Origin of the sequence: Ensifer sp. Root278, from assembly GCF_001429285.1 — a bacterium.
GTDB lineage: Bacteria > Pseudomonadota > Alphaproteobacteria > Rhizobiales > Rhizobiaceae > Ensifer.
In genome coordinates, this window is the sequence record NZ_LMJJ01000008.1 from 123,642 (window position 1) to 150,627 (window position 26,986).

General features: G+C 63.2%; 1 protein-coding gene. It reads left to right on the plus strand.

What is annotated here, in order from left to right; all coding sequences use genetic code 11:
- Positions 1-26,973 carry an LEPR-XLL domain-containing protein gene (locus ASE60_RS09470; RefSeq protein ID WP_057249563.1) on the plus strand — a complete coding sequence of 8,991 codons (26,973 nt, stop codon included), beginning with the start codon at positions 1-3 and terminating at the stop codon, positions 26,971-26,973.
- Positions 26,974-26,986: the final 13 nt, after the last annotated feature.

The following is a 26,986-nucleotide window of genomic DNA, read 5'->3' on the forward strand; positions in this document are numbered from 1 at the left end:
ATGATCGAACGCCTTTTCCGGTGGTTCGGTGGCAGGAAGGCACGAAGCTTCACACCGCGCTCGGAAACCAGCCATCTACCCGGGCTCGCGCTCGAGACGCTTGAGCCCCGTTATCTGTTGTCTGCCGATATCATGCCCTTTGCGGTGGACATGGTCGGTGATGGCGGCGCTGACTACAGCCTGCGCTATGACAACCTGATCCAGGCGGTCCAGGTTTACGACAACAGGTCGAGCCTCCTCGTTGCGCAGCGGAATGCCGCGGAAATCGACTATATCCGGGTGACCGGTACTGCTGCGAACGACACGCTGACAATCGATTTCGGCACGGATTTCCTTCAGGCGCTCGATATCGATTTTCAAGGCGGCGACGGCGACGACAGGCTCTCGCTGACCGGCGGCGTGTTCGATCTCGTCGAGTTCGCGGTCGATGGTGCAGGCTCCGGTGTGTTTACCGCCGCAGACGGCGAGATCAGCCATCGGATCGGTATCGGTGGCGTCTCGACCGTGACCGATGCGACAACCGCGCAGGAGCGCATCTTTGCCGACATGACGGGCGAGGGGCAGACTCTGCGTCTCAGCGATGCCGGCACGCCGGGAGACGGGTTCTCGACGCTTGACAGCATCAATGGCGGCGCGCTGGTGTCCTACACCTTCGCTTCGCCCAATCTGAAGCTGACGATCGACACCGGCGCCGGCGACGACACCTTCGTCCATAATGGTTTCGACAACGCCGTTTCGGGCAAGGTCCTGCTGAGCGGTGGGGCCGGCAGCGACGCAGTGATCGGACCGCCGGAAGATACCGACTGGAACATAACCGGATTGAATTCCGGCAACGTTTCAGGGGTGTCCTTCGTCGAGGTTGAGAATCTCAAGGGTTCTGCCGACAACGAGGACACCTTCTTCGTTTCAGCTGGCGGCGGTCTGACCGGCGTCATGGACGGTGGTGCCGGCGGCTTCGACAGTCTCGTTCTCGATGGCGGCTTCTTCCATTCCGTCACCTACGTTGCGACCGGTCCCGCGTCCGGCACGATCACCCGCGATGGTCAGGTTCTGCGCTACGATGGCCTGGAGCCGATCACAGATAATACGGTCGTCGCCGATCGTATTATCGCGACCAGCGATTTCGACGACGAAGCAAGGCTGAAGGATAACGGTGACGGCACTCTGACGCTCGAGTCGCTGTCGCTTATCCCGACCTTCGAGAAGGTCACCTTCGCCAAGCCCACCAACAGCCTGACAATCAAACTTGGCGCCGACCTCGGGATCCCGCTGCTGTCGAAGGATGTCCTAACGGTTACCGGTGTCAATCTAGGGGCTGCAAGCTTTACTGTTTTTGGCGAGAACGCTGCCGATACAGCTGGCGATGACGGCAAGGACGAAGTCTTCATCGAGGGGACGAACACATTCGGCGCCTTGGCGGTTCATGTCGAAAAGATCACGGTTTCAGGTAATGTCTCGGCGACGACGGTCACCCTTGTGGCGCTCGCCGAAGACGACGGCAAAATCACCGGCGGCGCCTATTTCGCGACACCCGAGGCGATCATCGACCTCAGCGGCGCGACCATCACCGCCTCTGGCGCCGTGCAGATCTCGGCGACGGCGGATGCGACCGTTTCGGCTTCGACCGCGGAGGTTGGTCCGCTCGAAGGCGTCATCGTCACCGTTCTGCCGGAGGCGAGGATCAGATTTGACAACAGCACGTTGACGGCCGCGAGCCTGACGGCCGGCAGTTCGGTCAGCGTTTCGCTGACCGCGGCCGACGAAGGCGATGCAAGCGAGAACGACACGACCAAGGATGCCGCGGTTTCCGTGACGGTTGTTCTCAGCGATTCCATCACAGAAGTTCTGGGCGGCAGTGCCTTCAACATATCCGGCTCCGTTTCTCTGACCGCCGACACCCAGCTGGCACTGACGACAACCGCGGATGGCGGCTCGGGCTCCAAGGGCGCGAGCGTTGCCGTTTCGGAAGTGAACGCGACGACGCGCGCCTATATGGCGGGCAACTCGTCGCTCAACGCCAATGGCGGTAACTTGCCCGATTCCGTCGCCTTCAGCGCGACTTTGACCAGCAATGTCAGCACCACCGCGATCTCCAGCGCCGGTGGTTCGAACCAGGGCGATGGCACGAGCGAATCCGAAAAGCGGCTCGCCGACCCGAACCAGGACAGCAATACCTCGGACAAGGCGGCGACCAGCGGCGGCGACATCACCTTCGCAGGTGCCGTCACGGTTTCCGATTACCGGACAACGACGGAAGCCTATCTCGACAGTTCCACCCTCGTTTCCGCAAGCACACTTGCCTTGACGGCGACCTCCACCGAGAGCGTCACGGCAGCCGCCGACGGCTCGGCTACGGGCAGCGCCGGGACCGGCGTCGGCGTGGCTGTCGCGCTTGGCATCGCCGATGTAACCACCCGTGCCTATGTCGCTGGAACGTCGGATCTGACGGCGAGCGCCGTCAACCTCAATGCCACGCTGAATGCCGGCGACAGCTTTGTCGTGACGGCGGAAGCCGGTGCGGGCGGCGCCGAAACCAATGTCGCCGGGGCTCTCGCGATCAACATCATCATGACCGACGTCGAAGCCGTGATCGAGGCCGGTGCGACGGTCGATCTCAATGGCGCGGATCTCAGCCTCACGGCCTCGTCGACCACTCACGCCGAGACGGCCGCCACCCCCAATGGCGATGATCTCGGTGAAGCCGGCGAGACCGGCATCGGCGGCTCGGTAGCTCTTGTCGTCATCGACAACAATTCCATCGCGGAGCTCGAAAACGGTGCGACGGTCACGGCCGCAGACGACGTGACGCTTTCGGCAACCGGCAGCCATGAATCCGAGACGACGGCGGAAGCCGGCGGCACCGGCGGCAGCACCGGCATCGGTGGCGCAGTGGCGATCGACGTGATCGACAACACCACCCGCGCCTCGCTCGGGACGGACGATGTCGAGCTCGACATAACCGGTGATTTCTTGGCAACGGCGACCCATCATGGGCTGAGCACAACCACGGCTGACGGCACGGCGATCGGTTCGACCGCGGTCGGCGCCGCGATTGCGCTTGCCTTCGTCGACAACCGCGCGATTTCGACCACGAACCGCAATCTGCGTGCCGACGGTTCGGTCAGCCTGTCGGCGCTCGGCGATGGCTCCAGCAAGGCGGACGCGAAAGCCAGCGCCAAAGGCGCCGACAAGAACGACGAATCCGCCGATGGCAACACCAAGGCCGATCAGCAGAAGCAGAAGCAGGTAGACTTCGCCAACAGCAAATCCGGCGATGCCGACAACACGAGCCAGACCGCCAACACCGGCGGTGGCAGCGGTGGCGATGTCGGCGTCGCGGCCGCCCTTGCGATCAACGTCTCCGACAGCGAAGCGCTGGCCAGCATCGCCATTGGCCGCAACGTGACGGCTGGCGACGGCGCCGGAACCGGCGGCGTGAGCCTGCAGGCGAAGAACAACATGGATGCTTCGGCCATCGCCGATGGCAGCGCGACGCTCGAAAGCGAAACCTCGGGCACGGCGGTCGGCGCCGCCGTGGCGATCAACGTCGCGGACATGAGCAACAGGGCGATCATCGGCAACGGTGCGGTCGTCAACGCCGACGGCGGCGTCATCCTGTCTGCCACCATGAAGAATGTCGGCGGCGACCAAAAGAACGTCTTCGAAGCGCATTCGACCTCCGGCGCCAGCGGCGGCGACACCGGCGTTGCCGGATCGTTTGCGCTCAACGTGTCGGATGCGACCGCAGAATCGGCGATCCGGCCTTTCGCCAGCGTCACGCTCAGCAGCGACGACGCTTCGCTGACGGTCTCCAATACTTCGGAAAGCAGCGCGGTCGCCGAGGCGGATGCCGAGAGTGCCAGCACCGGCGTCGGAGCCTCCTTCGCCATCAACGCAGCCGACAACACGGCATCGGCCAAGGTCGAAAATTCCGTGGTCCTCACAGGACTCGACGACCTGACGCTCAGCGCCACCGGTAGCCACAAGACCACCACGACGGCGGAATCCGGGGCGACTGCCGAAGATGGTACCGGTGTTGGCGGCGCTATCGCGATCACTGTTGCCGACAATGTGACGGAGGCAAAGCTCGGCACCGGAGGCCTTATCGACCTTGACGGCGCCTTCGCCGCGACCGCGACCCACCATGGCGACAGCACGACTTCGGCACTCGGCGACGCAATCGCCGGAAATACGGCGGTCGGCGCCGCTATTGCGCTTGCGTTCGTCGATGACAGCGCGACTGCGAGCACCGCCCGCAACATCACTGCGGATGGCAATGTCAGCTTCTCAGCCCATGGCGATGGCGCGAGCAAGGCCGAAGCTACAGCCAGTGCCGCGGGTGCGGACAAGGATAAGGAAAGCGACAGCGGCAACACCACCGCTGACGACCAGAAGAATAAACAAAAGCAACTTGCCAACGAGAAATCGGGCAAGACGAACACGGGTGACAAGTCCGCAACGAGCCAGGGCGGTACCGGCGGGGGCCAGGTAAGCGTCGCCGCAGCGCTCGCCCTCAACGTTTCCTCGTCGCTCGCCGTCGCCTCGATCGGTGATGGCGTCACGATCATTGCCGGGCAAGGTGCGGGCACCGGAGCGCTTCAGCTCCAGTCCTCCAACAACATGAATGCCAGTGCGACGGGCGACGGCAAGGCGACGACCACGAGCAGTGGCACCGGCGTCGGTGTCGCCGTTGCCATCAACGTCGCGACCATGCGCAACGAAGCTTCGGTCGGCGCCGGCGCGCACATCACGGCCGACGGCCTCACCGCTTCGGCGACGATGAAGACGGTCGGCGGCAACGCCGAGCACAATTTCGGTGCGAAATCCACGTCAGGTGCGAGCGGCGGCGAAACCGGCGTGGCGGGCTCGTTTGCGTTGAGCGTTGCAACCACCAATACGCTCGGCACGATTGGGCTCGACCACGGCGGTGGCGGCACGACGTCTGTGACGCTCACTGGCGGCAACGTCAGCCTGCAGGCAACCAACACAACCAAATCGACGACAGAAGCGACGGCCCATGGTGCCGGCAGCGGCTCAGGAAGCACTGGCGTCGGCGCATCGATAGCGCTTGGTATTTCGCTCAACACGACCTTCGCCGGGATCGAAAACGGCGAAACGATCAGCGGCAACACCGGCAACTTTCAGGCACTTGCCACCTCGAACGATACGGTCACCACCACGGCAAAGGCGGGCGCAGCCGGCAACACTGCTGTCGGTGGCGCAATTGCAGTCGCCTACGTGGATAATGACACGGATGCACATATCGGCTCGGGTGCTGGCGGTGCGATCACGCTGACCGGAAATCTCGCCGCGCAGGCGAGCCATGCCAGCACGATCCACACGCTCGGCGACGGCGAAGCGGCCGGCAGCAATGTCGGCGTCGGCGTTTCGCTCGCTTTGAACATCGCCGAAGTGACCAACGATGCCTTTGTCGGCAGGAACTTCTCCGGCGCCAACAATGTCAGTGTCACCGCGACGTCGACTTTCGACACGAAGGCAGAGTCCAAGGCGAGCGCCAAGGGAAATGATACCTCGAAGGCGAACTCCGACCAGGAGAGCAGCAACCAGACGAACATGGCGCAGAACCAGAGTGGCGGCTCGAAGGCGCCGACCCAATCTGGCAGCAGCAGTCTCGGCACCGCCGATAGCAAGAGCACGAATGAGACGGGTAAGTCGACACAGGGCGGGACCAGCGTCGCCGCAACGATCGCCGTCAACTTCCTCGACGCCGACAACACCGCGACGATCGCAAGCAATGTCGTGATCGGTTCTTCGGGCGCGATGGAAATCGCAGCGACCATGACCACCGACGCGCGTGCGCTCGGCACGGCGACGGCGACCAACACGAGCGCCAATACCGGCGTTGCCGCCGCTGTCGGCCTCAATATCGCCTTGCTCGACAATACCGCGCAGGTCAATTCCGGCGCCGATCTTACCGCCGGTTCGATCAAGGTGCGGGCAATCACGGCCGATGGCGAAAGGAATACCTTCCAGGCGCGGGCACTGGCAGGCGCCGTCTCGAAGAACACCGCCGTCGGCGGCTCCGTCGCGATCAACTATCTCGACGTCAATTCGAGTGCTATCATCGGCAACAACGCCGATCTCGACGCCAACGCCGGCGGGATCGCTATCAATGCGGTCAGCGTCAACGAGATGCAGAGCATCGCCGGCGGCGCGGCGCTGAGCCTCAATGGCGGCACCGGTGTCGGCGTCGCGGTTTCCATCAATATCGTCAACGATCTCAACACCAAGGCCGACGTCGGGACCGGCGTCGATGCCGAGGCGAGCGGCGCGATTGGTGTCACGGCCCATGCCGAACTGCTGCCGATTACGGAGAGCATTCCTGTCATCGGCAATCTGGCGGTGACCAGCTTTGCTGCCGGCGTTGCGGCAAGCAACGGAACGGCGGTGGGCGGTTCCTCAAGCGTCAACGTCGTCTTCATGGAGACGCATGCCTTCATCAATGACGGCTCCGATTTCGACGGCAATGGCGGGGTGACCGTCGAAGCGACCGATATCTTGACCATGGTCAGTGGTGCTGGCGGCATCGGACTGTCCGGCGGCAGCAATGCCGGTGTCGGCATCGGCCTCGACGTGAATGTCATCATCCGCAATTCCAGCGCCTGGGTCGGCGGAACTGCGGATCTCGGTGCCATTGCCGGCAATATCCTCGTCAACGCCGATTCATTCGACACCATCACCTCGATTGCAGCCACCTTCGGATTGAGCCTCAGCGGCTCCGGTGTGGCGGCCTCGGTGGGTGTCGTCGTGCTCGACAGCTCGACCGAAGCCTATGTCGAGACGGGAACAGCACTCGACAAATCCGAGCTTCATGCCGGCGGAAATGTCTCCCTCAAGGCAACCGGTGACGCCAAGATCTTTGCGCTCGCCGGCGGCATCGCCTTCGGCCAGGGTGCCGGCATCGGCATCGGCGGCACGGTCTTCGTTCACATCGACGATGTGAAGGCCGAGATCCGCGGCCACGCCGACGTTGAAACAGGCGGACCCGTTGGTCTCGATGTTTCGGCGATTTCGACTGAGGACGTGACCACGATCGCCGCCGCCGGTGGAGTATCGACCAGCAGCGCAGCCGTGGCTGGTTCTGTCGCTGTCACGGTGCTGACGGAAACGACGATCGCGCGCATCGGCTCGAATACGGCGGTCACGGCCCAGTCCGGTGCAAACGATCCGGGTGTTGCCGCCTACGCCTATGGCGAGACGGATCTCCTGACGGTTGCGGGATCGCTTGCTGCGTCCGGCGGCAGCGCCGCAGTTGGCGCCGGCGTGAATATCGCGACATTGATCAAGACCACGCAGGCATCGATCGATTCCGGCATGGATATGGATGCCGATGGCAACATCAAGGTCGAGGCAACCAGCAACGAGGATGTCGGCTCCTTCTCGGTCGCAGCCGGCGGGGCCTCCTCAGCCGCGATCACGGTCTCGGCGGATGTGTTCATCTTCGACGTGAAGACTCGCGCCTTCATCGGCGACGATCCGATCGACGGCATTGGCAATGCGGGCCTGACCGACGTTCGCGCCCTTGGCAGCGTGCTGGTGCAGGCGGTCGATGAAACGGAGCTCGATCTGATCGTCGGCGGCGTTGCCGTTGGCGGCAGCGCCGGCGTCGGTGTCGCAGCCGGTGTGGCCGTCGTCACCAAGACGACGGAATCGTTCATCGGTGAAGACGCGCGCGTGACCGGCGAGGGCCAGCACAGCGTGGCTGCACGCACCGGCCGGTTCGACATCAGCTTTGCCGGATCGCAAAGCATGGGCGATGGCTATGACCCGCAGACCGACGGCCAGGTCAGCAAGGACAGTCTCGAAGCGGGCGTGCCGATCAAGCAAGGCGGCGGCGGCCTCGGCCAGTTCAATGACCTCGACCAGGATGAGAGCGATGACGGTACCCCAACCGATCCAGGCTTGACCCAGCAGCGGACGGCGACGGCCGCCGTTGATGGCGGCTTCCGCGGCGTCGCAGTTTCGGCAAGCACCAAGGACGATATCGAAACGGCGGCCATTAGCGTTGGCGGCGGCGGGTCCGTCGGTGTCGCCGTCGGTGCGGCGGTCAACGTACTCAACACGACGACGACCGCGCTGATCGGGGAAGGCGCCCGCATTAATCAGGACATGAGCGGTGGCGGCAATGGGGCGCAGTCGGTCCTAGTCGCTGCGGCCAGCGATTTCAGCCACCTCGGCGTTGGCGCCGGTGCGGCCTTCGGCGGGTCGGGTGCAGCCGCTCCGGCAGTCGACGTGTCGGTCATTACCACGAAAACGAAGGCGACTATTGGCGACGACACGCTCGTAGACGCGAACAATGATGTAGCGGTCATCGCTACTGCGAAGGAAAAGGTTCTCGTCGTCTCCGCCGGGCTTGCGGTAAGCGGCGCCGTCAGCCTCGCCGGCGGCGTCTCGGTTGTCTCGCTCGATGCCGATACGTTCGCGCGCATCGGGGATTCGACGGTTGAGGCCGGCGGCGATGTCGCCGTCATGGCCAAGGACGACTCGCAGTTTACCATCGTTTCCGGTGCGGTCGCCATCGGTCTCGCCGGCGGTGGTGCCGCTGGCTCCGTTGGCGTCGTCAACGTCACCAAGGATACCGAGGCAACGATCGGCGAAAACGCGACGATCGACGCGCGCGCCAACGGCGCGGGTATCTCGAACGTGCTCGACGGCCAGATCACGACCAGCGGCGGCGATCCGACCGGTTTCTCCACGCTTTCCGGTGAGGCGCACGGCGTGATCGTCCAGGCGCAATCGTCGGAAATCGTTACGCATATCGCCGTTGCCGGCGCCGGCGGGCTCTATGTCGGCATTGCCGGTGCGGTCAGTGTGACAATCATCGATTCCGATACTTTGGCCGCCATCGGCGCGGGTGCCGCGATCAACCAGGGCTTTGCAGACTATCAGTTGCATCCGGGCAATGTCGGCCTCGGGCAGGGCGTTTATGTCAACGCCGCCAATGATGTCCGCATCACGTCCTTTGCCGGCTCGGCTGCCGTCGGCTTCGTCGGCATCGGTGGTGGCATCGATTTCGGCAGCATCAAGAACGACACCACAGCCTCGATCGGCGCGAATGCTGACATCCTGGCCCGCAACGATGTCGCTGTCAGTGCAGACTCGATTCAGGCCCTCAAGGGCTTCGCCTTCAGCGGCGTCGGCGGCGTCGTGGGCCTCGGTGCGTCGGTCTCGGTCTGGTCGATCGGACAGGATTTCAAGGACGATTACGCCAACGAGAAGGAAGGCACGTCGGGCGATGCCACCACAGGTGGTGGCGACAACGCGGCCGCCGATGCGGGGGAAAAGACCGATGGCGGCGTCGGCGAACTGACCGGCCAGATGACCGGTTTCAGCGGCGACGGAAACTCCCGCACCGCGGACTCCCGTGTCAGGGACAACATGCAGGGTGCATCGGACCGGCTGAACGACCCGTCGTTCTTCTCGGGCGCGGACCTCGATGCCGCGTTGATCCCGACGAATGAGGAGCACGGTACCACCGCCACGATCGAAACCGGTGCGGATGTCGAGGCCGGCCATGACATTCTGGTCGTCTCGCGCCAGAACATGAAGGTCGATCTTCTGATCGGCAACGCTGCCGCGGGCCTCGTCGGCGCCGGCGCAGCCGTGACCGTGCTCAACGTCTCCGGACAGGTCAAGGCAAAGGCCGGCGGTAACCTCAGCGCCGGCAACCAGATCAAGGTCGAGGCTGAGCTTGACGAAGAGGTCGATGTGACGACCGTCGCCTTCCAGGGCGGGTTCGTCGGCCTCGGCGCATCGGTCATCGTCATCAACGATACCAGCCGCGTGCAGGCCCGCCTGCTCGATGGAACCGTGGTGGAGAATGCCGCCCTGTTGTCGGTCAACGCTTCGAACACGCAGGACTTCGACGTCACGACGACAGGCATACAGGTCGGCGCAGTGGCGGCCGGCGCCTCCTATGTCGACCTCAATATCGGCGACACGGACGACAGCACTATCGAATCTCTGGCGACCATCGGGGCTGGCAGCCAGATCGGCCAGACCGACACGGTCGGTGCGATCACTGTGCATGCGGACTCGACCGTCGACGCCAAGGCGGAGACCTTTGCGCTCGCCGGCGGTGCGCTCGGCCTCTCGTTCAATTTTGCGCTGATCGATGTTGAGACCAACATCGAAGCATCGATCCTTGGCGGCGCAAACATCGATGCCACCGGCACCGTGACGCTGGAAGCGCTTTCGAGCCACAATGCCAAGGGCGATGTTTTCGCGCTCACCATCGGTCTCGGCGCGGTCGGCACGAGCTTCGTGACGGTGAATGTCGTGCCGACGACAAGTGCGCTGATCGGTGGCAATTCGACTATTACAGCCGGCGGCATCGTCATGCTCGCCTCCCACAATTTCGTCGGCGAAACAGCGACGGATCGTGGCGCCAAGGCCTTTGCCGAAGCCTCGGGTGGCGGCCTGTTCAGCGGCCAGGGCGCAGTGCCCACCGCCAAGGCCAACGCCATCGTCAATGCTACGATCGGCGCGGGCGGCAGCCTGACCATTACCAACGACATCGATATCAAGTCGCGCCTGCGCAACTACGCCGTCGCCAACACCGAGGCGAATTCCTTTGGTGCGGCCGCTGTCGGTGCAACCGATGCTGAAGCGACCGCTAACGGCCAGTCGAACGCGGCGATGAATGCCAATATCGTTTCGGTTCGCGACATCGGGGTCGACGCGCTTGCGATCAACGGCGCGCTCGCCGTTGCGGAAGCGACAGGCGGCGGCGTCCTCGGGGCGCTGACGCTCAACAGCGCCACGGCAACCGCAAGCCCGTCCTCCGTTGCGGCGACCATCGGCAACAATACGTCCGTTCAGTCCGCACGCCATATCCGGCTCAAGGCACTCGCCAACACCGAAGGGGATTCGAAGGTCGTCGGCGTGACGATCGGCGGCATTTTCGGCGCCGGCGATTCCGATGCCACGACCAATGTCAGCCCGACCGTCTCCAGCACCATTGGCACTGGCAGCGTCATCAATGCGACCGGCACGGTTTCGGTCGAGGCGATTGCCGCGCCCATTCCAGGCACGCAGCCCGACTATGCAGTCGTCGACGCCGATGGTGTCGCCAACACCATCACCGTCAACAACCATGGTCTCGTGACCGGCGATACCGTCGAATACGATGCCGGCAGCGGTGGCGCGGTGATCCCCGGTCTTAACTGGCCCGATCCGCAGGATCCGGCGGTCAACCGTCAGTACAACGTCATCAACGTCATCGATGGCGGCAATGTCGACCCGAACAAGCTATACTTCGGCTCGACTTTCAATGCCGCAAGCATCGATTCCGAAACCGAGATTATTACTTTCCAGGGGGCGCATAACTTCATCAGCGGCGATGCCGTGCGTTACTATGCCGGGCCGGACGAGACGGTGAACAGCTTCGGCCTGACCGAGGGCAATCTCTACTACGTTCTGGTTATCGACGAGTCCCATATCAAACTGGTCAATACGCATGACAAGGCGGTCAACCCGCAAAACTACTTCAAGAACTTCCAGCCCGACGACATCGCCGGCAATCAGATCACGATCTCCGGTCATGGGTTCACCAATGGCATGGCCGTCACCTATGACGCGCCCGACGCCAAGACCTTCGTCAGCCGGCAGGTCGATGTCCATCCGACGGCACTCAATCCCGATGGCTCACCGATTGACGACGGCACGCAGAACAACATTCGCTTCTTTGACGACAACGGCAACGCGCTGAACCATGGGTTCAGCGAGGGCGAGCACGTTGTCTACAACGTCGAAACGGAAACGGGAGCGCCCGGAACGCCGATCGGGGGGCTGTCCGATGGCCAGACCTACCGTGTCCACGTCGTCAATTCGACGACGATCCAACTGAAACGCAATGACGTGGTCACAGAACAGGTTCAGTTCGTCCGCAATGGGGCCGGCGACCGGATCATCCGTACCGATGGCGAGAACTGGGCCGATTTCGGTTTTGGAACTGGTACTCTGTTCATCAGCGGCGCCGGTGCCAACAGCGGTACCTACACCGTTACCGGCGTCAGCGGCAGCACGCTGATCCTGTCGGTCGTCAACAGCGTTACTGAAACGACGCTCACCAAGACCTTCGATCAGTCGATCATCACGCTCACGCCCAACAAGGCGAAGACTGCCGACGACATCCATTCGCTGATCAACGCCAAGAATCTGCCAATCGGCGGGCTCGAAGACGGCAAGACCTATTATGTCCGTGGCGTCAGCGGGCCCGGCGACGATACCTTCGAACTGTGGGACGCGCCTTCCGGCGGCACGCAGATGACGTTGACGCCGACCGGGCTTTCCGGCCCCTACGCCAACCATCGCATTGGCGCGCTGGCCGTCGACATATCGAGCGACAGCACGAGCGAGCAACAGCTTCGGATCGACATCAACGATGCAGTGACGTCGGTAGCTGGCGGCCAGTTCCTGTTCGGCCCGGGCGAGGTCTCGCTCAGCGAAATCGCGCCGCAGTCAGGCGACGGCGTATCCTCGGCCTATTCAAAGGGTTCCGGCGGCGGCTTTGTTGGCGTCAACGGCAATGACGCCAATATCACCAGCAATCCGAACGTGACCGCCACGATATCGGCGACGCTTGTAACGACGAGCGGCGATGTCTCGATCGCCACATCGGCCACCACCAATACGACGGCGCACGCGGTCAACGGCACCGGCGGCTTCGTCGCCGTCGGCGACGCGGATGCCAACAGCTACCAGGACATCAACAGTGTTGCCTCGGTTGGGGACGGCACGCGCATCGTCGCCGGCAAGAACGTCACCGTTGCATCCAGCACCAATGCCAATACCGGAGCCTCGTCGCATGCGAGCGCCGGCGGTGCCGTTGGCTTGGCTTCGCCGACGACCGTAGTCTGGATCGAGTACAACAGTGCCGCGACGATCGGCGCCGACGCGATCGTCGTCGCCGGCGAACTGGCACGGCTAACCGCCTATTCCGAAGCCGGCGTTTCCGCCAAGTCGACCGGTTCAGGCGTCGGCTTCGGCGGAGATGGCGATGCCGTCACCCATGTCTATATCGGTGTTGCGGATCCGAACCCCGATCCGGATCAGGCCGACACGATCGCAACGCTCGGCGACCGGGCTGTTCTGAGCGCCAAGCGGGCCGTTGCCAGCGCGAAAGTCGGGCGCTTCGACGTCTTCGCCGGAAGCGACGGCCGCGGCGCCGGCTTCTATGGCGAAGGCCAGGCCGAAAGCACCATAACGGCCCGGCCGAAGGCGGAAGTGCACATCAATGCCGACGCCGAACTGACCGGCTGGGAGGGCGTCGACCTCGTCACCCGCTACGACAACGTCAAGACGCATGCCAAGTCCTATGCCCGTGCCACAGGCCTTTTCGGCTTCGTCGATTCCGATGCGCACAACGACACCGACGTGGCGTCGAAGATATTCGGCGCCGCCGGCGCACTGGTCACGGCCGGCCCGCGCGACAATGCGGATGGTGTTCTCGGCCATCCGGATTACCCGCAGGAGCCCGCGGCATCGAGCGAACACCTGGCGCTCTATGCTTCCACCGTCAACGGCTCGATCTCGCAGACGGATGACGCCGACCACAGCAAGCGTTCGCTTGCCGCCGGCGGCTCCGATGGCAGCAGCCCCGACGACCGGCCGCAACAGATCGATTTCAATTCGGATGTCCTCATTCTCTCCGGGCGCTCGCCAGAACTGGTTGTCAAACAGCTCGTCATCGGTGCTGACGGCCAGATCGACGTCGCGGTCGAGGTGACCGTCAACGACGGCGCAAGTGGTGGCGGTAGCAGCGAAGGAGAGGGCGATACGATCCAGAGCGCCGACATCGTCGTCAACGACATCGTCAATCCTGGCCCGGGCGACGTCGTCTTCGATTCCGACACGATGGTCGGTTCCGGCGGCACCTGGACGTTCCGCGATACGCTGCAGCGCGTCACGATCCGCAACGAGTCCGACAAGGACATCATCATCAACAACATCGACGTTGTAACCGACGAGCAACCGCTTGCCTGGCTGAACCCGTCGAAGACAGTGACCCTGACGTTCAACATCGAGCGCGAGGTGGCGCCGACGCTGATTGAGATCACCGACACGGGCGGCCGGTCGGATATCTATATCAACGGCACCATCGAAAACCCGATCGGGACCACCTCGATCGTCAATACCGACGGATCCGTTTTCGCGACCCACGATCGCGGTGTGCTCGGCAGCGACGGCCGGGAATCCCTGATCCGCACGCACATCCTCAATATCCGCGCGGATGAAAACGTCGGCACGACAGGAAACCGCGTCAACATCGACATCGTCGACAGCGCCGGCCTGCCGCAGCTTGTCAGCTTCGATACCGGCCGTGTCAGCGGCTTGACGGAGCAGATCTTCCTCGGGCACGAAAGCCGCTTCTATACCGGCCAACTCGTGCGCTATGACGCGGTCAGCACGGCGATCGGTGGGCTCGTCGATGGCGGCTACTACTATGTCATCGCTTCGTCCGATGGCCTGAGCGTTAAGCTGGCGAGCACGCTGGCGAATTCCCTCGCCGGTGTCGCGATCAATCTTTCGCCGAGCGGGCCGCTCACCAATCAGCACAGCCTGATTGCGGCGGAGACATTTACCGTCGATGCCGTCCAGAACATCAACCTCGACCTCAAGGCCCTGCTGCGCGAAGATCTCGGCGGCGGCTACTACATTGTCGAAATCGACCGGATAAGCGCCGGCGATAGCGCCAATGTGCTGCTACAGGCGAGCCTCGAGCAGAGCGGCGCAGGGGCCTCGGGCGGCGTGCTCGTCAAGGCGCCGAGCCAGGCAGCCGGGATCACCCATTACAACTTCTTCCGGCCGGACAGCGGCCTTCCTGAAGAGCTGAGCCGCGGCGTTTTCGGAACCGGCAACACGCCGATCGCTTCCACCTACGACTTCCGTGGCATCGATCCGGCTACCGGCAATCGGACTCTGCCCGGCCTCCAGGCCGGAGCGGTCACCAGCGGTGGCGATATCATCGTCGCTGCAGCAAATCCCGATCCCGGCGCAACGACGATCAATGTCCTCGGAATCACCGAAATCACCGGAAACGGCGATATCGATGTGGTGACCAACGGCTATATCGCCTTGAGCGAAAAGACCGGCGACATGCGCGTCGAGCGGATCAAGTCGACCGCGTCGGACGTGCTGCTCTATTCGCCGCGGCGCATCATCGATGCGCGGGGCCTCACGGAAGGCGATGTCGAAGCCGATGTCGCCGGCCGCAACATCACCATGGCCGCCGGTGTCGGTCTCTTTAACCCGAACCATGCACAGGTCGCTGCGCAGGTTCTCAACCCGACGCTGCTCGACATCAACTCGCCGCTCGGCGGCATCGGGCTGCCGACCGATTTCCTCGAGATCAACGTCGACATCCGCAACGGGGTCGGCGGCCTGGGCGTGCTGAGGGCATTCGACACGACCGCCGACAGCACACTCGGCATCTTCCTCGATGAAGTCGTCGGCGATCTGCTCGTCCACACGGTCCATACGACGCGTGACATCTCGCTGCGCACCGTCTCTGGCTCGATCCTCGATGCGCGCAACAACGGCGCCGGCGATGATTTCGCCGACCTGCTTGGCCAGAGCATCGATCTCGACGCCAATGGCGGCGGCTCCATCGGTGCCTTCAACAATGACCTCGAGATCGATTCCTCACGCGGCTCGTCGAACGACGACGTCGCGCTGGAAGCCGACAACAACATCTATCTGGCGGAAGCACCCGTTAATCCCGGCGAGAGCGCCGGCAACCTCAGGCTCGTGCTCGCCCATACTTATGACGGCGACATTCGCATCACCGTTCGCGAGACGGGGGTCCAGGGTGAAAACCTCGATCTACTGCACAGCGGCAGCGCGCGCTTCTCCGAGGACGGCGCCACCTTCCCGACCTTCCAGGCGGATGCCGAGCGTCTCATCCCGCATGGCCAGATCTTCGCCGAGAAGGGCAATGTGCAATTGCGCGTCGGCGACAACGTCACACTCGACTCGAACAGCGAGATCCTGGCGGCGAAGCGGATCGACATCTATGGCGACGTCACCGCCTTCGACGAGGCCATCACTCTGCTCGCCAATGCCGATATCGGCTTCGGCTCGGTCATGCTGCTGCGTGGGCGCATCATCGCCAACGCCGCGGTGACCCCCGGCAACAAGACCAACGGGACGCCGGTCGGGACAGCCGCGCCGAAGACGACGGCACCGCACCCCACGAATCTGACCTGGATCTTCGGCAACACCGATGTCGATACCATCCAGTTCGGCGATCCCTCGGGCGCCGGCGGCACCAACAGCCAGGGCAGCCCCGGCTATATCTTCCTCGGCTCGAAGACGCGGGCCTATGGCAGCCAGAACCTCGACCCGACCAACGCCGACGGCGAAGATCGCTTCACGGTCTACTACCTGCAGGATACAGCGACGCAGACATCACCAAACATGACGACGGCAGCCGAACATACGCTGACGCTCGACGGTGTCTCCGGCAGCGACCTCTACGAGGTCTACACGCTCGGCTCGAACAATCCGGGCCTCGGTAGTGCCGGTACGGACTTCAACCGCAACTACGTCATCAACGTGCTCGATACCGGGCGCTCCAACGACGGCGTCGATGCGCTGAACGTCTACGGCTACAACTCGGCATTCAACGGCAAGGACGGCGACGGCAACAAGCCGATCGACGACATCTTCCTGCTGCGCGGTGCGAACTATCTGCCGCATGAAACGGCCGATCGCCCGGCCTATGTCGCGATGGTCTATGGCCAGCCGACCACCTATGCGGACACGATCGAAGACAACGAACCGTCGAACGAGAGCGCACGCATCAACTACGACACGGCCCTCAATGGTCGCGTCACCGTCGAAGGCCTCGGCGGTAACGACAACTTCTATTCCGATGATACGACGGCGATCGTGTCGCTTCAGGGCGGAGCGGGGGACGACTCCTTCCAGATCGGGCAGATCTTCGGCAACAAGCGCACCGACGATCCGGAAAACGGCGTCACGCCGTTCTTCGGCGGCGGCCTGCTCGCCCAGGACGTCTTCCCGGACATGGTTGCTACGACACGCGGCTGGCTGAGCCCCGGCATCAGCGCGCCGCTGGTCGCGCAGGGCGGAACCGGCAACGACGAGTTCCGTGTCTATTCGAACCAAGCTGAGCTGAGGCTCGAAGGCGACGACAACAACGACCTGTTCATCGTGCGCGCCTTTGCGATCGCCGCTGTTGCCAACCAGGATTGGAATGGCGACGGCACGATCGACCAGGACGACCTGCCGGCTGTCACGCTCGACACCAATGGCGACGGCGTCATTAACTTTGCCGATGCCGATTCCACGCCCGACGACTACACCGACGACGTGATCGTGCGCGACGACCAGGGCGTTGCGATGCCGATCATCGGGCTCGGCTTCTCTGTTGCGCGGGCGCCCGACATCCGCGCCGGTGGTGGTGAGGACGAGGTCCAGTACAACGTCAATGCTCCGGTTTCCGTCGACGGCGGCACGGGCTTCGACAAGCTCGTCATCCTCGGTACGGAGTTCGCCGACGACTTTGCGATCACCGAACGTGGCATTTTCGGCGCCGGTCTCAATGTGCGCTACACCACGATCGAAGTGGTCGAAGTCGATGGTCTCGAAGGTGACGACGAATTCTTTGTCCAGTCGACCGCCTTCGGCGTTGCCTATCGCGTCATTGGCGGCCTGGGATCCGATACGATCAACGTCACCGGCGACGTGACCGAAGACATCGTGACCCGCGAGCTCGAAGGGGCCTCCGGTGCTGTCGATCATCTCGTCACGTCCGGTGACGCGCTCTACGACGGTGTGCTGGTCGACGGTTTCGACTACAACGTCGCTTCCGGAGAAGAGGGCATCATCCGCATCGACGAAACCGGCGGCTTTACTGCCGTGCGCGAAGGCGGCCCGGTCAATGTGGACAGCTACACGGTGAAGCTGGCAATCGCTCCGCTCGCCGGCCAGGTGGTCTATGTCACCGTGTCTGCGGCACGCTCGCCGCAGGAAGAGGAAGACGGCACACTGTTGAACCCAGCGCCCTTGCCGAACGGCCTTGGCGATACGGTCTGGCTGTCCACCGTCAACCCCGGCGGAACCGTCACCGACAGCGACTTCCAGCATGTTGTCATGGTCAACGGCGTACCGCAGATCATCAAGGATCGCGCGGTCGTGCTGCGGTTCGACAGCAGCAACTGGATGAATCCGCAGATGGTCTACGTCTATGCGCCGGACGACCCGCGGGCAGAAGGCGACCGCGTGGTCGTCATCCAGCACAGCGTGATTTCCGATCTGAGCGGCGTCGACACCAATGTCATCGACATCGATGCCGAATATCCCGATGGAGACCCCTTTGACGCGGCTGACGTCCGCAACGTCGAAGTGCTGGTCAGGGACAACGACACACCCGGGATCTATGTCACCGAGGTGGCGCCTGGCACGAACATCGAAGACGGCCGGTCGCTGGTCATCGAAGGCAGCCCGACGACCCAGTTGACGGACGAGATCCTCGTTCAGCTTTCGACGGCGCCGGAAGTGGGTGACATCATCGTCGTCAAGCTCTTCCTCAACGAGGCGAGCGACGAGGATATCCAGATCTTCGATGTCGACGATCCGACGAACATCTTCAACTCGGTCGGCGACCGCATGTACAAACATGCCGACGGCTACTGGCGGCTAACCTTCGACCATACCAACTGGGATGACCCGGTTCGCATCGGCGTTCAGGCGCGTGACGATATCCCGCGCGAAGATCCGCATACGGCGGTCATTTACTTCCAGCGCGACGACGTTCTGACGACTGACGCCGACCACGACTATGTCTTCCCGAATCTGCGCTCCGGCCCCGGCTATGTCGACATCGAAGTCATTGACAACGACACGGCCGGTGCCGTCGTGCTCGAAAGCGGCGGCACGACGCTGCTCAATGCCGATGGCAGCGACACGGACGACTACACGATCCGGCTGACGAAGGCGCCCAGCACCACCGTACAGGTCGCGATCGTCACCGATGGACTGGCGGATGTCGTCAGCGTCAACGGCGTCGCCGTCACACCCGGCTCGGGCTATACGGTGATCGGCGGGCTCCGGCCGACGCAGATTTTCGACGGCAACCTTGTCTTCAGCAATGACGGCTTCAACGGCAAGATTACCCGCGGCACGGGCGCCGATCTCGGCAGCTTCGTCGATGAAGGCTTCTTCGTCGGCCAGCAGATCCGCGTCGGCAACGCCGGCGGCAACAGCGGTGACTATTACATCACCGCGATCGACACGGTCGACGGCAAGTTCATCAAGGTCGACCGGACGTTCGGTACCGGCGGCCAGCTTGCCGATGTCATCCTCTCGGACCTCGCCAGCGATGGCGCCTTTACGGGCAATATCCAGTTCCATACGGTCATCGAGGACGGCACGCCCACCTATCGGATGACGATCGCCGGCCTTGCCGACGATGCGGACGGCTGGCTCGCCTATGGCTTCCTGGAAGGCCAGTGGATCCGTGTCTTCGACGCCGCCGACAACGTTATCGGCAACTTCAAGATCGCGATCATTCGCGGCGAGAACGACACCAAGGATGCCACGATCCAGATCACCTCGGAGAACGCTGGACTGCTGCCGGTCGGCAGCACGCTAGCGGGCGTCAAGGTGCTGCGCACCGCGGCGGTCGCGACGTTCAATCCGGGGAACTACTATATCCAGCAGACGGTCGTCCTGCAGGCGGACGACAACTACGACATCCCCGTCACGCGCGAAGGCGTGAAGGTCTTCCCGGCTTCGGGACATTATCTCTCGAAGCTGCGCGGACCGCTGGCTGTTGAAGGCGGCCCGACGGGCGCTGACCGTTCGCTGGAAAACGGCCTGAAACTGCCGGGTGAAGCGGACGACTTCCTGATCGCCATCGGCGCCCAGCCGCCGGAATCGCAACAGATCGATGTCCTCAACATCTTCAACGACACCAGCAAGGAAGATGTCGACGGCGTCATGACGCAGACGACGCTGACCGGCTTCAACATGGCCGATGATCTGAGCCTCGGCCTCGGGGTCACCGGCGATCCGACCTTCGGCGAATCGGGCTTCTTCCCGGGCGGCATCAGCTTCGGCAAGATCAGCGTCGGTTCTGACGGCCAGTTCGGCACCAATGCGACGCAAAGCACCATCGAGGTCGTCAATCTGATGCTCGGCGAGGGCAATGATGGTCTCGTCATCCAGGGCACGCTCGATCCGGCGCCCTCCGTTCAGGTCACCAATAATTTCACGGTGACGCCGAACGGCAGCAACGGCGGCACGATCGTGCGCGCGGGCTTCGATTGGAAGTCCATGGGCTTCCTCGTCGGCCAGACCGTGAAGATTGCGGGGCAGGTGGGCACCTGGACCGTGGTCGCGATCAACGACGCCCTCATCGATCCGCTGCATCCGGAAGAAGGCGCCGACCCGAACGACAATTCGATCCTGGTTCTCAGCGGCCCATCGCTCGCTGGCGTTGCCAGCGGCGCACTGACCATCACCGCGATCGACAAGGACGTGATCACCGTCAACAAGTCCGTCGACGTCGCCCAGACGATTGCCGGCGGGATCATCGTGCGTACCGATGGAGGCTCATGGACCGGCTTTGCGGTCGGCGATTTCATCACTATCGACGAGGACTTCGCGAAGGGTGAATACCAGATCGTCTCGATTGTCGGCTCGACGATGCGCGTCACCGGCGGTCAGCTCGCGCTCGTCAGCGACGCGCCCCGGACCATCAACCGCATCAACCCGGTCACCGACGCGATCCTGCAAACGGTGGTCACCGATGTCAGTATCGATCCGACCTATACCGGTGGCATCGTCACCCGTCAGGACGACATCAAGTGGGCGGACGAGGGTTATCTTGCCGGTCACCTCATCACCATGGTCGATGAAAACGGCAAGCGCGACTTCCGCATCATCGAGATCTCCGATGACGGCTTCTCGCTGAAGCTAGAAGGCGCATTGCTCGCCACACAGAACGATGCGGTCAAGAGCTTCTATGTGCAGGGTGCGCATGGCGGCCTGACGCTCGTCCACGGCGGCGGCAACATGTACATCGAAAGCGCCGGCAAGATGAACATTGCCAGTGGCGGCGGTGGCTCGATCGTCGTGACCCGCCTCGATGGGCGTGACTGGTCCGAAGACCGGTACCAGGTCGGCCAGGTCATCCAGCTTGAGGGCGAGACCTACACCCGGACGATCCTTGCCATCGTCGACGCGACCCTTCCGGCGCCGCCGAACTCGGCCCTGACCTGGGGCGATCTCAGCGCCCTGGTATTGAGCGCGCCGAACACCCACATGGGGCAGGGGGCCGGCGTCTCGCTGGCGGCCGATGCGTTCAACAGCTACGCCGAACGCTCTCTGCACGTCGCCGAAGCACGCACGATCACGGCTTCCGGCACGATGAACGTTGCCACCAACAGCCTGACGCGCAGCGCCGGGAGCTGGCAAGCAGACGGCTTCTATGTCGGCCAGAAGGTCTATGTCAGCGGCTATGCCGGACCGTTCACGATCCAGGCGCTGACCGCCGCGGTGATGACGTTGCAGAACGTGGCGTTGACACCGGCAACGGGCGTCCAACTGACCGTGTTCGGCTATGACACAACGCTCGATGGCGGCAAGCGCGTCGGCGGCGACTACATCAAGGTCAATGGCGGCGCAGGTCCGAACTCGCCGCTCGTCATCTATGGCGACACCAGCCAGGACGGCATCTGGTATTCCGGCCAGGCACACAATGTGCTCGGCATGGAATTCGGTGAAAAGCCGTTCGATCCCTTCCCGCAACTGCAGGATGGCGAGAACGAAGACGATGAATGGGTCTTCCCGCTCGCCAACCCCTACAAGCTCGCCGGCAACGACGTCATCGACGCCAGCGCACTGTTTGCGGGCGTTGGAGGGGGGAGTCTGCCCAGCGTCGGCCTGACGATCTATGGCGGCGCGGGCAACGACACGATTTATGGCAGCCAGGCCGGCGATCATCTGGCCGGTGGTTCCGGCGACGACCTGATCATCGGCAACCGCGGCGTCGATCATATCTATGGCGACAGCGGCGTGAACGTGAACATCTTCACCCGCCAGCTCTTCATCGACACGGTCGACAACAGCCCGTTGCCTTCCGCCAACCCGAACACCGACACCAACGGCACCACGATCAAGCCGGTGAAGTCGGCGGTTCGCGACCTCATGCAGGCCGGCCGTGACTTGATCTTCGGTGATGGCGCATCGCATCTCGGCTACGGACCGAGTGCCGTTGCCGCAGCCGGTGTGCTCGGCGACTTCGACGACATCATCTTCGCCGACCATGGCGTCATCGAGATGTTCGTGGACGATCCGAACCTGCCGTCCGGTCTCAAACAGCGAATCCAGACGACCGAGCTCGTGCTCGTGACGGCGATCAAGTCGGCCGAGCTGCAGAACGGCGCCGACGATATCGTGTTCGGCGGGCTTGACCGCGATGTGATCGTCGGCGGTGCCGGCCATGACATGCTGGACGGCGACCAGCAGGACGATCGCATCTTCGGCGACAACGTCTACCTCACCCGCCAGGGCGGCGCGGACGGCAACTTGCTGGACGACACATTCAGCAAGCGCTTCCAGACCTTGGCCGGCGCGCTGCTCTACAGCCGTACGGATCGGCCGATCCCGGCTGGCTTCGGCACCGTCACTGGCGACAACAGCGGTCTCCTCTTGGTCGACGGTATCGCACGCCGTTACCGCGACCCGGACGGCGCGCCGTGGTGGAGCGAGTATGCGGTCGACTATGCGACCCTTCACACCTTCGCCTTCGACCAGGGAGCTGCCGGCGTTGGTAGTTTCGGCAACGACTACATTGCCGGCAGCGAAGGTCATGACGAAATCTTCGGCCAACTGGGTAATGACGTCATCCAGGGCGACGGCGGTATCGAACTTGCCTTCGCCGGCACGTCGCATGTCGGTGCCTCCCGGACGTCGGGTGGTGTTGTCGAACCGATCGGTCCGTTGACGGTGATCGCATCCTTTGCTGCTGCGAGCGATGGCCAGGACTACATCGAAGGCGGTGGTGGCGATGACCAATTGTTCGGCGGCCTCGGCCAGGACGACCTGGTCGGCGGCTCGTCCTCGTTCTTCAGCCTGACCGATGCAAATGCACGGCCTGACGGCGACGACTACATCTTCGGCGGTACCGGCGGCGAAATCGACCGGAACGACCTCGACCTTCCGGGCGACGGCACCCTTGCGGCTGCGCGTTATGCCCGCGATGCCGACACCATGGTCGGCGACAACGGTAATATCGTCCGTATTGTCGGGATCAATGGCCTCGATATCAACCCCAACGGGCTGGCAAACCAGCAGCTCTACGTCCGGTACAATTACGATGTGAACGATCCGGCCCGCGCCGGCGCCGAACGCATCGTCGTCCGCGGCGTGCACCTTCTCGACTACACACCGGGCGGCCCGGATTTCCGTCCTGACCTGTTCTCGAAGACGAACCCGAACGACGCGGCCTATCGCAACGAATTCGGTCTGTGGGCGAAGAATGACATCGGCGGCCATGACGAATTCCACGGCGAAACCGGCGACGACATCGCCTATGGCGGCGGCGGCCACGACCGCATGTTCGGCGATGCCGAGAATGACGATCTGATCGGCGGTTGGGGCAATGACTGGATCTCTGGCGGTACCGGCCAGGACGGCATCCTCGGCGACGACGGACGGATCTTCACGAGCCGCAACAGCGCTACCTATGCCGAGCCGCTTTACGGCGTCTTGGCCCTCCTTGCCACCGACCCGGATACCCGCACCAGCCAGGGCGACGTGCTCAACGAATTCATCTACACGCCCGGGCAGGTGCAGACCGAGACGATCAATATCGGCGGCCAGCTGAAGAAATCGGTCGACCTCACGCCCTATAACCTGAAGCCGAATGCTCAGGGCGCGGATGATCCGCTGTTCGACGCCAATGTCGTCGACGACATCATCTTCGGCGGTCTCGGCGACGACTTCATCCATGGCGGCGCCGGCGACGATGCCGTCGGCGGCGGCGAAGCCCTGCCGCTCAGCTACACCCAGCGCTTCGAAAACGGCGTCGTGGTCGGGCTGGTGCGCACCGATTTCACACGGCCCTGGAACCCGGGAGACATCCTGCGCTTTGGTGCCGATACCGATCCGTGGAACGCACCGAAGCCGGTTCAGAGTAAGCTCGGCGAATTCTTCCTCTATGACGAATACGATCCGCGCCGGACGATTCTGTTCAATGCTGACGGAACCGCCTGGAAGTCGGGTGCTGCGCCGACCCAGTTCCAGTATTTCCTCAACCTGGTCGACAATGAGGGACCGTTGGTCAACGGCGCGATCGCGTTCTCGCCCAACGGCACGCCGATCGCCTTCGCCGACCGCAATACGGACGGCAGTGACGCCATCTTCGGCGACCTCGGCAACGACTGGATCGTCGGCGGCACAGGGCGCGATCACATCTATGGCGGCTGGGGCAATGACCTCATGAATGCCGACGATGTGCTTAGCACCAATGGCTGGATGAACGACCAGCCGGAAACGCATCCGGTCTACGAGGATCGTGTCTTCGGCGGCGCCGGGCTCGACATCCTGATCGGCAACACCGGCGGCGACCGCCTGATCGATTGGGTCGGCGAGTTCAACAGCTATCTCGTGCCGTTCGCTCCGTTCGGCATCGCGACGGTCAGCCGTCAGGTGCCGCCGCAGCTCTTCGACTTCCTCTATGCGCAAGCCTTCAGCGATGGTGTCGACATCACCCGCACGGCCGATACCGGAAGCGTCAATGGCAGTGACCAATACAGCCATGTGTCGCAGTTCCAGGGCGGGGTCGAAGGCGAACTTGGCCTGGTGACCCAGAAGGATCACGGCATCTGGCAAGACCAGACCGGCGGACCGACTGATCCGCAACCGGGCAATATCCCCGGTGGACGACGCGACGTTCTGCGCACGGCCGACTTCAACGACGGCACGCTTGACGTGTTCGCCGCCGACCAGGGCAAGTTCTCAGTCTCGAGCGGCATGATGTCGGTCGAATCCGAGACATCGTGGGGGCAGGCGGCGGCGGTCTTCTATGCCGACCAGTACCTGCCGATCTATTTCGAGATCTCGGCCAAGATCACCGCTCAGAAGCCTTTGGCGGGCTGGAAGGCCAACGCCTATGTCATCTTCGACTACCACTCGCCGACCGACTTCAAATGGGCTGGTATCAACATCTCGAATGACAAGATCGAAATGGGCTACCGCGACGCCAGCGGCTGGCACCAGGTCGCCCAGTCGAACAAGCCCGTCCAGTTGAAGGCTGGCATAACCTATGACGTGCTCGTCGCCGTCAACGGCACGAACGTCACGGTGACGGTCGCGGGTGTGAACTGGTTCGGCTACACCTTCGCGCCCAGGATCGAGGATGGCGTGCCCGTGGGCCTCAACCGCGGTCTGGTGGGCGCCGGCAACGATGGCTCCAAGTCGAAGGTGGACAACTTCTCGGTTCAGATCCTGCCGCCAAACCTGTCGCTTGACTATACCGACAACTTCGACGCAACCAGCCGGTTCCCGATGAGCGGTACGGCGGCCACGGGCTGGACCGTCGCAGGTGGTCGCTTCGTCGGCGCCGCCGGTGCTTCCATCAGCACGTTCAACCTTGGCACCAAGCTCCGGGCGGACTCCTACCTCGAACTCGAGGCCAAGCTACTGACGGCGGGCACGGGCGGCATCGTCTTCGACAGCTATGGTCCGAACGACTACAAGTTCGTCGCCCTCGATGTGGCCAACGACAAGGTCCTTGTTGGCCACGTCAGTGCCAAGGGCGGCTACAAGGTCGATCAGTCCTTCAGTCGCGTCCTTGATGTCGGCGTCGACTATACTTTGAAGGTGATCTTCAAGGGGGCGGCGGTCAGCATTCAGGTGAACGGCGGCCTCGTCGGCACCTATGGCTTCAATGCCGCACTGGTCGATGGCGGCTTCGGCACGATGTCACGTGTCGGATCAAGCTCGTTCGATCGCTTCCTGATCCGTACCAACGATCCCGCCTTCAACACGTCGACCAATCTGCTGGCGGCGACCGGCGACACGACCGTCGCCGGTGGTGAGATCACGAGAGGACAGGCACTCTCGGTGCTCGACGATGCCGTCGCCCTCTGGGCGAAATCGGGGCTGCTCGATGCATCAACCTTGGCGCGCCTCGGCACGATCGATCTGCAGATCGTCGATCTCGAAGGCGACCGACTGGCCGAAGCCGTGTTCGGCGCAATCAGGATCGACCGCAACGCCGCCGGACGGGGCTGGTTCGTCGATCTCACGCCGCAGGATAACGAGGAGTACAGCCTTGTCGACGGTAAGTGGCAGGCGATCGGTGGCGGCCCAGCCGCGGGACGCTTCGATCTGCTCTCGGTCCTGCTCCATGAAATGGGTCACGAGGCCGGATTGGTCCACTCTGCCGACGATGCTGTCGGCGGCGTCATGGCCGAAACGCTTGAGGTCGGCGAGCGCCGGTTGCCGCTGCCGGCAACCCAGTCCGAAACGCGAAACGACGCCCAGGTGTTCGATGAGGAGTTGGGTCTGTTCGTAACCCCGACTGAGCGACGGCTGATGAAACTTGCCGGCATCAGCGCCTCGGATCTCCATGTCCCAGGGGTTAGCGAGGCGAACGAGACAGCCGCGGCATCCGGCTGGGCCGGAAGCGGCAGAGGCGCTCTGGCGGCCGCGTGGCAACCGGCAACGGGCGGGGGCGATGGCATAGTGCGCTTCGGCAGCAGCGACGAGAAGTCATGGGTCTTCGACGAGGCAACCGGCACGTTTGTCGACCCAACGGCTTGGACACAGGTCGGAGATCATGCCGCCAAGACTTCAGGCGCCGGTGAGAATGATGCGGATACGAGTGAGCAAGAAGTGTTGAACGGCATAATCGAGTGGGAGGCCCGAAAGGGACTGCTTTCTCGACTGGTCAGTCTCTTTGGAGGGCGCTAGCGTGCGAGTAAAC

Excerpts from the sequence above, each read along its gene's own strand:
- ASE60_RS09470 (WP_057249563.1), top strand. The coding sequence starts at position 1 with ATGATCGAACGCCTTTTCCGGTGGTTCGGTGGCAGGAAGGCACGAAGC.